The organism is Vulcanisaeta souniana JCM 11219 (assembly GCF_026000775.1).
Classification (GTDB): domain Archaea; phylum Thermoproteota; class Thermoprotei; order Thermoproteales; family Thermocladiaceae; genus Vulcanisaeta; species Vulcanisaeta souniana.
This window is the reverse complement of sequence record NZ_AP026830.1, coordinates 1344234-1357956: the sequence shown is the minus strand read 5'-3', so window position 1 is coordinate 1357956 and position 13723 is coordinate 1344234. Positions and strand designations below refer to the sequence as shown.

14 protein-coding genes and 1 tRNA gene are annotated in these 13723 nt (G+C 46.8%); 8 read left to right on the top strand and 7 right to left on the bottom strand.

The window, feature by feature from the left end; all coding sequences use genetic code 11:
* The first annotated feature begins 23 nt into the window (after nt 1-23).
* Genes Vsou_RS07365 through endA form a run of 3 tightly spaced genes read left to right on the top strand, consistent with a single transcriptional unit; the run spans nt 24 to nt 1332 of the window.
* The gene (locus tag Vsou_RS07365) at nt 24-305 is read left to right on the top strand and encodes a hypothetical protein (RefSeq protein ID WP_229709766.1); all 282 of its coding nucleotides are present in this window, start codon (nt 24-26) and stop codon (nt 303-305) included.
* A gap of 23 nt (nt 306-328) precedes the next feature.
* Entirely contained in the window at nt 329-697 is a 369-nt protein-coding gene (locus tag Vsou_RS07360; protein ID WP_188602946.1) for a hypothetical protein, read from the top strand.
* Between the two features lie 20 nt (nt 698-717).
* Nucleotides 718-1332, top strand: a complete 615-nt coding sequence (endA, locus tag Vsou_RS07355; RefSeq protein WP_188602945.1) for a tRNA-intron lyase — start codon at nt 718-720, stop codon at nt 1330-1332.
* Here endA and Vsou_RS07350 read toward each other — a convergent pair.
* A complete protein-coding gene (locus Vsou_RS07350; RefSeq protein WP_188602944.1) occupies nt 1302-3482 on the bottom strand; it encodes a thermopsin in 2181 nt (726 codons plus the stop codon). The genes endA and Vsou_RS07350 overlap by 31 nt on opposite strands.
* 85 nt (nt 3483-3567) lie before the next feature.
* Between Vsou_RS07350 and Vsou_RS07345 the strand changes: the two genes are divergently transcribed.
* Complete coding sequence (locus Vsou_RS07345) at nt 3568-4710, top strand: MFS transporter (protein WP_188602943.1); 1143 nt, start codon at nt 3568-3570, stop codon at nt 4708-4710.
* A 32-nt stretch (nt 4711-4742) separates the two neighbouring features.
* The gene (locus Vsou_RS07340; RefSeq protein WP_229709765.1) at nt 4743-5576 is read left to right on the top strand and encodes an EamA family transporter; all 834 of its coding nucleotides are present in this window, start codon (nt 4743-4745) and stop codon (nt 5574-5576) included.
* Between the two features lie 7 nt (nt 5577-5583).
* Here the strand turns inward: Vsou_RS07340 and Vsou_RS07335 are convergent, their stop codons facing one another.
* The 4 genes from Vsou_RS07335 to Vsou_RS07320 all read right to left on the bottom strand — a co-directional run bounded on the left by Vsou_RS07335 (nt 5584) and on the right by Vsou_RS07320 (nt 10058).
* A complete protein-coding gene (locus Vsou_RS07335; RefSeq protein WP_188602942.1) occupies nt 5584-6018 on the bottom strand; it encodes a DUF1634 domain-containing protein in 435 nt (144 codons plus the stop codon).
* Nucleotides 6011-7018, bottom strand: coding sequence for a sulfite exporter TauE/SafE family protein (locus Vsou_RS07330; protein WP_188602941.1), 1008 nt, complete (start codon nt 7016-7018; stop codon nt 6011-6013). Before Vsou_RS07330 ends, Vsou_RS07335 begins: the two co-directional genes overlap by 8 nt.
* A gap of 157 nt (nt 7019-7175) precedes the next feature.
* A complete protein-coding gene (locus Vsou_RS07325; RefSeq protein ID WP_188602940.1) occupies nt 7176-8531 on the bottom strand; it encodes an amidohydrolase family protein in 1356 nt (451 codons plus the stop codon).
* Nucleotides 8532-8537: 6 nt separating this feature from the next.
* Nucleotides 8538-10058 carry an APC family permease gene (locus Vsou_RS07320; RefSeq protein ID WP_188602939.1) on the bottom strand — a complete coding sequence of 507 codons (1521 nt, stop codon included), beginning with the start codon at nt 10056-10058 and terminating at the stop codon, nt 8538-8540.
* A 175-nt stretch (nt 10059-10233) separates the two neighbouring features.
* Between Vsou_RS07320 and Vsou_RS07315 the strand changes: the two genes are divergently transcribed.
* Together Vsou_RS07315 and Vsou_RS07310 are read left to right on the top strand one after the other, a co-directional pair.
* A complete protein-coding gene (locus Vsou_RS07315; RefSeq protein ID WP_188602938.1) occupies nt 10234-10797 on the top strand; it encodes a GMP synthase subunit A in 564 nt (187 codons plus the stop codon).
* A gap of 183 nt (nt 10798-10980) precedes the next feature.
* Complete coding sequence (locus Vsou_RS07310; protein WP_188602937.1) at nt 10981-12102, top strand: GMP synthase (glutamine-hydrolyzing); 1122 nt, start codon at nt 10981-10983, stop codon at nt 12100-12102.
* A 3-nt stretch (nt 12103-12105) separates the two neighbouring features.
* Here Vsou_RS07310 and Vsou_RS07305 read toward each other — a convergent pair whose 3' ends face one another.
* Complete coding sequence (locus Vsou_RS07305; RefSeq protein ID WP_188602936.1) at nt 12106-12669, bottom strand: phosphoribosyltransferase; 564 nt, start codon at nt 12667-12669, stop codon at nt 12106-12108.
* A gap of 364 nt (nt 12670-13033) precedes the next feature.
* On the opposite strand from Vsou_RS07305, the gene Vsou_RS07300 reads away from it, so the two are divergent.
* Nucleotides 13034-13222 (top strand): hypothetical protein, encoded by a 189-nt coding sequence (locus tag Vsou_RS07300; protein ID WP_054844222.1) that lies wholly within the window; start codon nt 13034-13036, stop codon nt 13220-13222.
* Between the two features lie 407 nt (nt 13223-13629).
* Here Vsou_RS07300 and Vsou_RS07295 read toward each other — a convergent pair.
* Nucleotides 13630-13708 (bottom strand) — tRNA-Gly (locus Vsou_RS07295).
* Nucleotides 13709-13723 lie beyond the last annotated feature (15 nt).

Below are 13723 nucleotides of genomic sequence, written 5' to 3'. Positions count from 1 at the left end.
GTAAAAACAACACAGACATTAGGTTGGTTAGGTTTTGTGAAATTTGTGAGGAGAAACCGGCAACGATTAGGTGCCGTGTTTGCGGTAGGTACGTGTGTAATGATGACTTTGACCACTCAATGAACGTATGCAAGGCCTGCTCAGCAACCCTATGCCAGGTCTGCCGCTCAAGGCTTGCCATTGGGCATTGCACCAGGTGTGGTAGGTTGGTTTGTAGGAGGGATAGTGTTAGGGTTGGCCTTAGTAGGTATTGCAATGATTGCGCCAGGGAGTTGGGTATAATCAATGAAGCTAAACATAAATAAAGGTGTCCAGCCATGGTTAATTGATGAGCGAGAGTAAGCCAAGCGAGAGTAAACCGGCGAGGAGACTGTTAATACCGGGCTTCCTAACACCAAGTGGTATTAAGCCCGAGGAGAAGAAGGAGAGACGTGAAAGGAGGTTGAGGATTAGGCGTAGGGGTGACGTTGACGAAGGTAAGGTCAAAATGCACCCAGAGGTAATGCGGGAGTTGGAGATAAGGGACAAGGCAGAGGTAGTCCTCGTTGGTGGTGGTTCTAGGGAGAGGAAGTACGTGTTCACAGTAATACCCAGTGATGACGTACCAAAGAATGAGGTTTGGTGCAATGAGGAGGAGATGAGGAGGTTGGGCGTTGCCGACATGAGCATAGCGACAATTAGGGCTTCAAGGGAGTGAGCAAACATCCATGAAACATCATGAGGCTATTCGTAGGCAAGAGGAGTTTGGTTTTTAACAACTATAATACGCCAAATACCGTGTTTAGGGGTTACTTAATAGGTGGTGCTGTGGTTGTTACGGACATCAATGAGGCCAGGAAATTGTACTCAATGGGGTTTTACGGCAAGTTCGTTAATGAGGATAAGGTGAAGCTTAATGAGGTTGAGGGCGTGACCACACCACTACAGCTATCAATTGTCGAGGCCCTATACCTAATGGATAAAGGGCTTCTCGAGATACTTGATCCCAACGGTAATAAACTCAGTAGGGATGACCTGCTTAGGGCTGGTCGCAATACTGTTACGAACTTCGACCAAGTCTACGCCATTTACAGGGAGCTTAAGGAGGGGGGCTTCGTGGTCAAGAGCGGGCTTAAATTCGGTTCATTATTCGCCGTTTACGAGCGGGGGCCGGGCATTGACCATGCACCAGTCCTACTGCACTTCATCGAGCCTAGGAGGGCCGTGAGCGCCCTGGACATAACGAGGGCTGCGAGGCTCAGCCACAGCGTTAATAAGAGGTTTGTCCTGGCCACTCAGAGCGAGGTTGATGGCAAAATACATTACGTGGCCTTTGAATGGTGGAGAGCGTAATAAATGATCACCACTAATAAAATGAACGTAAGTATTAGGGCAATGCTGTAGTAACCAATTGGTGGCGCCTTAACGACGCAACTGGCGTTTGTTGGAATCAATAATTCCTGCGTGGCCCCGTAGGCATTTGTCACCCCTGTTATCTCCTGGTCATCGCATTTAATGACAACCTGGACAAAGGGTATGGGTAAACCCAGGGCGTCCCTTACTGTGAGTGATCCGTATTTGGCGTTAAGTACCGCCGTATTACTGACTCCTGTTATTAATAATGGTGTCCTTAATGTGTACGTGGCACTGCCAATGCTTACATTGGTCAACTCCTCACTGCTCATGATCCAGCCGAGGTGCTTCGTGGTTACGTAAACACCATTTACCGTGTATAGACTTAGGGATGCGTTGTACTCCCTGGACCAGTTAATTATCACGGTTATTGGCCTATCCACAAGCAGGATCAAGGTATCGTTCGTGACCACGTAATGGGTAGCGTTTGTGATGAATCCCGCGAAGACAAGCCTAGTATCATTGCCCAGGTAAATCACTGGCCTGGGTACTGTGATGCTCACAATACTATCCTCATTGTACCAACCACTTAGGTTAGTCAATAGATTGGCTTCATCAATGACCTGAAGCCGATAATACCTGACCCATACGTAGTTAACTACATACGTTTGATTAATGGTCAAAGATAACTCTGTGGAATTAACATACTCATTATTAACTAATAAACCAGCGAACCTAAGCAATGTATTATTGTCCAGGTAAACCTCAGTTAATGAAGTCAATAAAGCCCTGGACCCTATTGGTAATGGTAATGATACTGACACAAAGCTTTTGTTGCCGACTAGGTAATCATTAAGTATAAGGAACGCCAGATAGTCAGAGTTTACCAATGGACCGAGGTACTCATAACCAGTGGTTATGTGAACATACCCAGGGGAAACCACGGTATCCCTGGCATTCACCACAGTCTCTCCGGTATCGCTGCCAAAACTCCAGGCGCTTGGGACCGGGATTAAATCACCAACCCTGTCTCGATAATACAGGGACATTGACAAATTCAATTCCCTTGCAATGACCGTGGCGCCACAGCCAGGTCCACCGATCACAAGCTCTGCATCCACCAAGTAGCCCAACGGTGAGTAGCTGGATCCATTAACCACAAGGTAGGGTCCCCAGGAGGGACTTAGCAATAGCGTTACATTATCAATGAGGAAATTCACACCATCCATTGAGTAACCAAGAAGCACCTCGGGAAACCCATTGATAGTCCTATTGGTTATTATTGACAGGTTTATTGATAGGGGCATTTGAAATGGCGTCCAGTTACCCATGTAGGCGTATGTCTCGTTGTTGATGAGAAGACCATGCCCAACTACGTACAGTGGATCCATGACCATCCTGGCACTACTCATATTCCAAACATTAACTAATGGCGCCAAAGTTTCATTCTGAGGATCAATTAGGAGGACATCCTGGACCCAGTAATACTGCATCCCGTTATTTGTTTTTAGTTCCAGCACGGTATTTAACTGAACAGAGAATATGTTGGGCGGTAGTAATGAGCAATTGGTTAATGGTTCAACCTTGGCATTCATCATCTGAACCCTGCCTAGGAATTCATTGGTTACGTAGGAGTATGGTACGTAACCCATCTGCGCTGGCATTAGCCCGTAATCAACAATGCCTATTGGCGCATTGATGAGCGGTGTTGGGTATTGCTGGATTACAGCGAGCTCTGCCTGGACTGTAGATGACCCATTATTAATAACGACAATGTAGTACGGGCCCTCCGGTAGTTCAATGGTCTCATTAAGCAGTGACCCATAATACCCAAACAATGAACCCGTGATATTACCAGTCCTTAACTCCCCATACTCCTGGGTATTAAGCACCAGGAGAAGCACCTTGGCACTTGACATCAAGTAAAGACCCACAGGTCCAGGACCATAGATACCCACTGAGTAGTAGTTTTCTGGCGTTATCATCATCATGTAGGTTCCCGCCCCAATCACGTGATCGTAAATGACCGCGTAATCCATGGGATAAGTGACTATGCCATAATTATTAATCAATGGATTCACCTCTTGATAAGTGGTGCTGTTAGAAATTGCCACGAGTATCGCCAAAAGCACTGGTAATAAACCAGGCACAACGCATTAATTAACATGCGAGCTTAAAAAGTGAGCGTTTTGTGGAATAATTTAATAAGAGAACACCAACAGGCATGCCAACTAAATGGAGCTCAGCAATAGATTGGCTCTGATTGGCGCCGTCCGATCCCTGGGCAGTTCACTGCTTTGGTCATTCACGGGATTCGCACTATTCCAATACTACAAACTACCTCTAATCCTAGTCTCCCTATTTTACGTAACCCAGGCCGTGATTAGTTCAATAGCCTTCATAATTGGAGGCTACCTGGCGGACTTCCTCGGCAGGGTCAGGACAATGACCATTTCGGCGGTGGTGTCGTCAATAGCCCTAATCATAGCCTACGTAATTAATAAACCACTTGCCGTGGTTTTGATGGTCCTCATTCAATCATTCTTCAACAACACCTACGGAGTGGCCAACACATCAATCGTCGGTGACTACGCCAGGGAATTCACATCACTTGTTAAGTACTTCAGTAGGCTTAGGGTGGGGATTAACGCCGGGTGGGCGATAGGGCCGGCCATTGGCGGCCTGCTTTATGAGATTTACGGCTTTAGAATACTCATACTCCTTGGCTCGGTGATACCACTGATGGCCCTACCATTACTAATGACCCTGCCAGAGCCCAATTATGTGGCTGAGGCTGGGCTGACGTTCCACGTGAATAGGGCGTTCGCGCTGTTCCTAATACCGTCCTTCCTAACATTCCTCGTGATGGGCCAATTGGGTTTTCCACTGTTAACGTACTACAACATGCATGTTGGCCTAACCACCTTTCAGGTTGGTCTGCTTTACATGGAGAATGGGTTACTGGTGGTCTTCCTCCAGGACATAATCGGCAGGTACTTAAGGAGGCCGAGCTTGATCTCACTTGGTATGGTTATTTACGGGGTGAGTTACCTGGCGGTGGCCTTCATACCGGGCTTTGCCTGGGCCGTTGTGGGCATGTTCTTCATAACGCTGGCTGAGATGGTTGTTTCACCGTTATCGCAGAGCATAGCCAACGCCCTAGCCGATCCAAGGTCCAGGGGTAGGTACATGGGCCTATACTCACTTATTACTGGCCTGGGCAGGACCATGGCATCCTCGATCTCAGGCGTACTCCTGAGCTACGCGATTAAGCAACCATTCGCGATGTGGGGCTTCGTATTCGCGGTGGCCATATCATCATCTGGGCTTTACTCAATCATTATTAGGGATGCCTTAGTGCTTTCTCGGAGGGCGTAACACTCATTAAGAATGCCTACACCCACTGTACCGTGAGCAGTAGGGGTGGTTTGTGGCCTGGACTTTACATAATGGCCGCCGCGGCGCTTTGGTCAACAATTGGCGTGGCCAGTGTGTATAGCAGGAACCCAATTATGCTTGGGTTATTTAGGTCCTTATTCGCGTCCCTGGTCTCATTATTTATACGGAGGGTCTTTAACAAGGCCTCCGTATTAACGGGCATAGCCCTCGGCGTATTGTTCTCGGTGTACCCGCTGGCAGCTGTAACGGCCGGCGTGGGCCTTGCAGCCTTCCTACTTTACACGGCACCGCTATGGGCAACACTGGTGGCTCTCGGCATGGGTGAGAGGCCCAGTAGGCGTGGTGTCATTGGTGTTTCCCTGGTGATAATAGCGATTGTATTAATTGGCGCTCAAACAATTAGGGGTTCAATAAGCCTTATCGGCGTGTTCCTGGGTCTGCTCTCGGGAATTTCCTACGGCTCATACATAGCCCTTGCCAGGAGGTTCGCCAAGGCGGGCGATGGGGCTGATGTTTCCTTGGGTGCAATGCCGTATACATTAATAATAACTGCACCAACCGCAATTGCTTACTCAATAATGACGAGTTACTGGAGACCAATAGTTAGGCCGGCCTTGTGGGGTGTTTACTTGGGTATAGTTACCACGGTGATACCCTATAGGCTCTTCGCTATGGGGGTTTCGAGGTTGAGGGCTTCCACGGCCTCGGTTATAGCCACGGTGGAGCCTGTACTGGCAGCTATTTGGGGCCTCCTATTCTTTAGGCAAGTGCCTACGGCATTGACGTTAATAGCCTATGCCCTAATAATAACGGCGTCAATAATAGTATCCTTTGAGAGAGTTTGATGGGGTTTTATGAGGATGGGCAGAGTAACTTGAGTAACTGTGGATTTGCATGTAGGTGCATTATTGATGGTAGTACGAATATGGCGAGCATTAGGTTTATGAATACCACCACGGTTATGAACACGTAGAGCCAATCCCTCTCCATTGCGAAGGAGGCAATACCCAGGGCAACCCTAAGCACTGGGGTCGCTATGAGGACCATGAGCCCAAGTATTATGAACGAGAGAGGGTCTAGGTTAGGTAGCCTGGATAATGCGTACATTGGTGGTATGACTGTGGTGTTTACCGGGGATGTTGGGTTCATGATCAGTGTCTCGCTGCACCCAAGGGCCTCACCCTTAACATGGAAGAGTATAACACCAATTAGTATTAGGGCTATGCTGATTATAACACCGTACCTAAGGGCAAGCCCAATCACATAGTCCATGTCTTGCCTAGGCATTTCCACCACCCCTAATTGCGGTCCTTCTCTCCTTTCTCGCCATTAATATGCCGTAGCGGTAATAGAGGATCGTCATCACTATGACCGTGAAGATTACGCTCAATAGGTATTGGGTTGTCACGGCTATCGTTATTACGTGGTCCATATATAGGCCCTTAAGCAGCATCTCCATGCCTAGGAAAGCCAGTATTGCCAGGAAGACCCACCTAACCTGCTTATTCGTAATCCTCACCAGTATCTTCGTACCACTCATAGCCCCTATCAGGACGCCGATGGCAGTCACGGCAGCCATCATCGGCTGTATATAACCGAAGTACCAGTACAGGGCACTGCCCGTGGCAGCCGTTACCCCTATCATGAAGTTGCTCGTTGTTGTGCTCACCTTCATGGGTAGATTCATGGCCCAGTCCATCCCGAGGACCTTAAGGGCACCACTACCAATACCCAACAACCCACTGATGAAACCTGCGAAGAACATTATTAATTCGCCGAGCCACCAACGAACACCCCAATACTTAACCTCCCTCTTTAGTGCGTCATCGTAGTAACTACCGTACAGCTTAAAGATCTTCGTGGTTCGATCAGGCCTCCTCGGATCAGGTATTTCATACTTACCCCTTTGGGCTGTTGGTATTATTGATGTCAGTATTACTATGCCGAAGACCACGTAGACGATCCACGCAAGGCTGTGGCTATATATGTAGGCTGCCGTTAATGAACCAACTATTGACCCTGTCGTAGTGGCTATCTCGAGACCCATGCCAATCCTGACATTAGTTATCTTATCCCTAATGTACGCACTGGCTGCGCCGCTCGAGGTGGCTATTGTGGATATTAGCGATGCACCAGCGGCATAGGCTATTGGTATTCCCAGGAACAATGTAAGTAGGGGTACTAATACCGTACCACCCCCCAAACCTGTTAGTGACCCAAGTAATCCAGCTATGATACTGAATATAAGTAACTCTATGCAACATAGTATTGTTCTAAGCAATACCATACTTATGCCTGTTTGGTTAGAATGACCTTAAAAAACTAACTTACTACGAAGAGCATGTCATGTGCTCTACGTCAGTTATTAATGCAAACCTAAACCATATGCATGGACTAATTATTCCTATTAATTTTAATTTTAAATCCTCATCATACTTTACATTTTATGTATGTAAAATGGGATTAAAAAGCCCGTGTTTCATGTTGTTCAATTTCTCATTAACACTAGGCATCACCGCATACAATTTCTCAATAATATCATCCTCATTAGTACTTATTAATTTACCATCCCTAACAACAAACCTACCACCTACCAACGTATCATTAACATCATGACCACCCAAAAACGATACCACAGACTCCACAGGGTCATACGCAGGTAATGCCCTGGTATCATTAAGCCTAAGCGTTATTAAATCAGCCTTAAATCCCTCCTTAATTGCCCCAACATTATCCCCAACTAATAGGCCACCCCAGCCTGTGAGTGCCCTAAGCATTGTAATGGAGTTGAAGGAGGACTTATCATAGGTAATACCCACAGTTAATGCCTTGCCCACGGCTTTAGCGATCTTGGTTTCGTGCAACAGATCGAGACTTGTGAATGCACCGCCATCACTTCCAAAGCCAAACAACACGTCATTAAACATGGGTAGCCAATGAGGACCCATGGCTATTGAGTCAACCGTTGGGCACCAGGCAATGCCTAACCCCCTATCCCTAATAATGGTTCTTTCTCTACTGGATAGATAAATGGCATGTGCTATCACCGTAGGCCTTATTAGCGTTAAGCCAAGTTTATCGAAGACTTCGAGGGGCCTAATACCGTACTTAGTGAGCGCGTAATCGACCTCGCCCTGGTACTCACCCAAGTGATAGGTTATGCCCAATCCCCTATTTAGGCAGAAATCCTTTGCCTTGAGGAGTAGGTCTTCAGTAACCATCATTACCTGCCTAATTGAACACCACACCCTAACCTTATCATTAACCTCCGGCAGTAATTCCTCAATTCCACGTATGACATCATCAGCATCGATGATTTCATCTCCACGTACATTAAAGGTCGACGGCGTAACCACACCCCTAATACCGACCTCATTAATCGCCTTAACCAACTCCCTAGGTCTCGGTGCGCCAGCCTCAATGAAGTATGTGATGCCGTTCTTGGCCATGGCAGTGACGCTCATAAGTGATGACAGGTATGTCAAGTCATCATTGAGTAATTCCTCGAATGGTATTAGGAGCTTTGTCCATAATGGCGGTAGCGCAAGCCTCTCATCATTAATGAAAGACCTGAGCAATACCTGCTGTGTATGTGTGTGGGTGTCAATGAGGCCCGGCATTAGGATGTGCCTGTCCCTATTAATGACCCCCTCACCCCTATACTGGCTGAGTACGTCGCTTGCCCTACCCACCGCCTTAACTAGGCCATTATCTATGGCCACGGCGCCATCCTCTATAATTAATGGATTTGCCATTGTTATTACGTACTTAGCCCTTATAATTAGGTCGGCCTTATCCATCACTAATCACTCTGGTGGTATTTCCACGTAGGCTACTGATATGTCTATGCCATACCTCTTTAGGTAGATTGATCTTGCGATTACATAGGCTGCAATACCGAGTACTACTGCGCCGAGTTCAACGCCGTAGGCCAGCCAATTACCGCCCCAAATCTGTGGATAGGCTAGGAATTCATAGTCGAGGAATATGAATACGAGGAATTGAAGAATACCAGAAACAATAAGGGCGGTCCTAACCCCACCACTCAATTCCCTGTTCTTCCTTAGGGCTATCAAGACTGCGGCGACGCCGACCAACGCTAAGTATGTCAGTGGGCCAACCTCAGTTCCGTATAGTGCTGTGAATGTTCCGTAGAATATGCCCGTTAGCGCAATGAGCATTGCCGTTATTGCCAGGTCAAATGCATGTGCGTATATTGGCGTTCCAAACCTAGGACTTACATACGCAAAGAAACTCGGCCAAACCCTATCAAGGGCAAGGGCAAACCAATACCTAACAATCACAATGGCGCCGTAGGCCAGTATTGCCAGGTACCAGGTGACTGATGATATACCAATAATCCAACTGAGCACGTTATTGCTTGACACGGCCATGGCAATGGTCCAGTAATTCAGGATACCATTAATGTTGGGGTTGGACAATGCGGCGGTCACGAAGTTAAAACCCAGCGAGCGGTAAAGGGCTTCGAAGCCTATTGTTGCCATTACCATCGTTATTAAGGCCGCCGCAGGCACGTTATACTTAATGGCACCCCTACCCCTTATCTCAGATGCTATTGCTGGTCCTGCCATTAACCATGGATAAACATAGAGCGCGAAGAATGGTATCACCATGAACGCGCCGCTCAATGTGAATTCAGGGCCCTTGTAACTACTGGCGAGTGATGAGTATGTGTAGCCACTGGGTAGTAACTTATTAATTGCCGCAATGGCCATGGACCTGGGTGTTATAAATAATATTACCACTGTAATTATTAACCCAATGAGCGATATGGTGGTTAGTACGGTCATTAACCTAATGCCGTACTTAGTACCCAATATGTTTGTTATGACTATAACGGCGAAAAGGGCGATGGCTATGGATATCATGGACAAGGTATTGAAAGACGCATTTATACCCAATATCGGTAGTACAGACTCAAGCTGAAAGACGCCAGCTATGGCAACAAGTGCGTAGTAGGCCAGGGCCTGTATTACGAATGCCATGACCAAGCCATTAACGAGCCAGGCAGCCCTTGGTCCGAATGCCCTGGTTAGCCAGACATAGTCACCACCGGTGCGCGGTATTAACGTGGTTAGTAGTGTGTAGACTATTATTTGAGGCACTGAAAGCAAAAATGCAATTAACGATGCATAGACCAGGTTTACACCAGTAACGCTGGGTAGCACCGCCAGAGTGAACCCCACAGTACCCAGCGCAGCTCCTATGGACATGTTAGCAATATTTATTGAAACAGCATCCCAAAAACCAGCCTCCTTGACTAAACCCGTGGACTCCCTAAGGAATACACCCTGTTTGGTCTCCATTATTCCATCGAGAAATGAAACATTTAAAAATCTTTTGCGTACCAAGCACGGGATTTCCATTTAATGAATTGTTTAATTTATTTAATTAACTCATTAAATAAAGAGCCCATAAATATGCCGTTAACGTGCTGGTCCTAATAATAAAGTATTTAAATAATTCCCGCTCCGCATCAATGTGGCGGTTGGAATTCTTGATTTCGGCGGACAATACAACCACCTAATACTTAGGCGCGTGCTTGAGCTGGGGTTCAGGGGTAGCTTCCTAGACCCGAATGAACCAGTTGATAGGATTAGGCAATCCTTCAAGTGTCTCATAATCAGTGGTGGTCCATGGAACATACCAGGGGACCTACCAAAGACAGGAAACGCTATTAACTACATCCTTGAATTCCCCGGCCCTATTCTGGGCATATGCCTTGGTCATCAATTAATGGCATATGCATACGGGGGCGAGTTGGCGGCGGGTTATCCAGAGTTCGGTGGCGTTAGGGTACATGTCGATAGAGAAGACACAATACTCAGGGGTACTCCCAATTCCTTCACTGCCTGGGAAAGCCACAACATAAGTGTGGTTAAACCACCGAGGGGCTTTGAAATATTGGCACACAGTGAGAAGGTCCCGATTGAGGCTATGTCCAATGAGGCCCTCAAGCGATTCGGCGTGCAGTTCCACCCGGAGGTTAGGCACACGGAACACGGACTAGTGATAATGAGGAACTTCCTTGAATTATGCCGCTAAATCCACTCGGTATGCACCATAATTCCGCCCCTGTAACTAATCACGGCATGAGCAGGTGTTCTTCGGAGTAAGGCCATCAATTACATTATTGATCATCTTATTATGTTTAATTAAATAATACCGTGTAGGTCCCCTGGTTATTTAGGGGCAAGGTATTTAAATAATTAATTAAATTGATTACCGATGAGTACGATTGAAATCATTAATAGGGCTGTGGAGGGCATGAGGTCCTTACCCATTAACTGCGCCCTGGCTGCAATTAGTGGTGGTGTGGATAGCACCACGGCGGCGGTCCTAGCCAGGAAGGCCCTTGGCGATAGGCTGAGGGCGGTCTTCATTGATACGGGCTTCATGAGACTTAACGAGCCCACACACGTTAAGGAGTTACTCAAGGGTATTTTACCAATTGAGGTTGTGGACGCCCATGAGCAATTCTATGGAGCAGTGCTTGGACTAAGCAATGCGGAGGAAAAGAGAATAAGGTTTAGGGAGGTTTTCTACACCGTCCTCTCGGGCATCGCGAAAAAGTACGGCTGTGACTGGCTGGTTCAGGGCACAATAGCCCCTGACTGGATCGAAACAAAGGGTGGCATTAAGACGCAGCATAACGTTCTTGAGCAGATCGGTATCGATACATCAACGAAGTACGGCTTCAAACTAATAGAACCGCTAAGGGAATTATACAAGGACCAAGTTAGGGAGGTGGCCAGGGCACTCGGTGTACCAAGCGAGATAATCAATAGACAACCCTTCCCAGGGCCTGGACTTAGCATTAGGGCCGTGGGTGAGTTAACCCTTGAGAAACTCGATATTGTTAGGAGGTCTACCGAAATAGTTGAAAGAAGACTAGGCGACATGGGACTTAGTCAGTGGTTCGCGGCCGCTTGGGAATACAGCACCATGCCCAGTGACGAATTATCAAGGAACGTGGTTAACCTAGGCGATCTACATGTGAATTTGTTCAAGGTTAGGGCGACTGGCGTTAAGGGCGATTCGAGGTCCTATGGACACGTGGCATTGGTTAAGGGCCGCCTAACAAAGTGGGATGATGCCTATGAGCTGCACAGGTACTTAACCATAGGTGATGTGACTCACGTTATCTATGGTTTAACCGAAGGAGACTCAGGCAAGTACTTCGTGTCCATAAGAGCCGTGCTTACCGAGGACTTTATGACCGCCGATGTACCGAGACTGGACCGCAACACTTTGGTTAACGTGGCTAGAGAGATCATGAGTGATAACAGGATTGCGGCAGTTGGCTTCGACGTGACGCCCAAGCCACCGGCAACCATTGAGTACGAGTAGGAATCAACGAAGTAACCTCATGAGCTTACGAACAAAGTCCTCACCGAAGTACTCCACTAGATTTAGGTCTCTGATCACTGAGTCTACGTTAGAATTACGGAGTTGATCCCTAACCACCTCCCCAACCTCCCAGGGGAATAGGATCCACCTATCAACAATGTCCAGGTAGTAGTCGGGCTTTATACTGGACCAGGGCTTAACATATAGTGTGGCTGTCTTGACTTCCCTAGCCCCATAAAACCTTAGTATGTCCCTAGCCATGGCCAGCGTCCTGCCTGTGTCCGCAACATCATCCACAACGAGCACGCTCTTGCCCCTTAGGTCATGAAATATTGGGTACGTAACTACGGGTTCATCGCCTTGACCAACCCTAGCCCCATAACTGGTTAAACCAAGGACAACAAGTTCATCAACACCAAGAAAGTCAGACACCAACTTACCCACGATATAGCCACCCCTGAGTATGGCTACAACCGAGTTAGGTCTATAACCAGTGTCCTTAATCATAAGCGACAGATCCAGCGACAAATCCACAAGCCTCTGCCAATTAAGGACCAGGAACTTCATCAAAACAACCAATTAAACAATTCATTAAAAGGCTTTCCCTACAATTAACGGCTATAATTGCAACAAAGAATTAAACAGGAGGAAATTGCCCCCTGCATGCACCCACGCCATTGACACGGGGCCCAGCGGCCCAGTTTTGGCCGGGTCGTTGGGTTCGCATCAATGTAGTGAATGCAGAGCAGGTATGGGCTTCGTTATTACCTATTTAACTTATATTTATATTATTTATCCTTATCGATAGAACAAAAAATACATATAAGTTATATGTATAGCATTTGTGTATTATAACCTTCATATTTTCAATTTTATCTTATTATTCAATATAGGCAAAAAATTAAAATGGCAAAACGAAGAAATTAAAAATGTGGGAAAGGGTATAAGGCGATGTGGGGAAAAGATACTTGGCTGCGCCTTTGATACTATAGTCAAGGCTAGGCTGGGCTTTATTAATAAGGACGAGGCACTTGACGCGCTCTGGGAGTACTTGGTTAATATTGATTATGATATGAAAGTTCTCGAGAAAAAGGTAGGTATGAACGGCTTCGCAAAATAAAGGCGTATAAATAATTTAATGCAATTGCCATCGTCATGGCCTCAACAATACGGCATTTAACCTTTAGATTAGCACATCATCGGGACCAATGAAGCGGAGATTGCACGCACTTAATGACAATCCCTGGATCCAGACCTGTTTAGGCATGGCGCATTCAAACCCTTGTAATGACACCACTACCAAGTATTTCGTAATTTCCCGTGATTTAATACCAACGCAAAAATCATAAACTCATCGTTTAAAGACCGTGAGAAGCACGGACATAATAATGTTAGTAAACCTATGACCGCACGTAATCCATGGGTACTATCTACGGGTAACTATGCAACGATTCAATAAATAAGTACTCATAATCCTGTGGGTAATGATAATTATGGTGACGAATCTGGGTTAGATTGAACGTTGTTTGGTGCGGCCGCCGGGATTTGAACCCGGGTTCTGCGGCTCGGGGGGCCGCCATCCTAGACCAGCCTAGACCACGGCCGCAGGTTAATAGCGTTT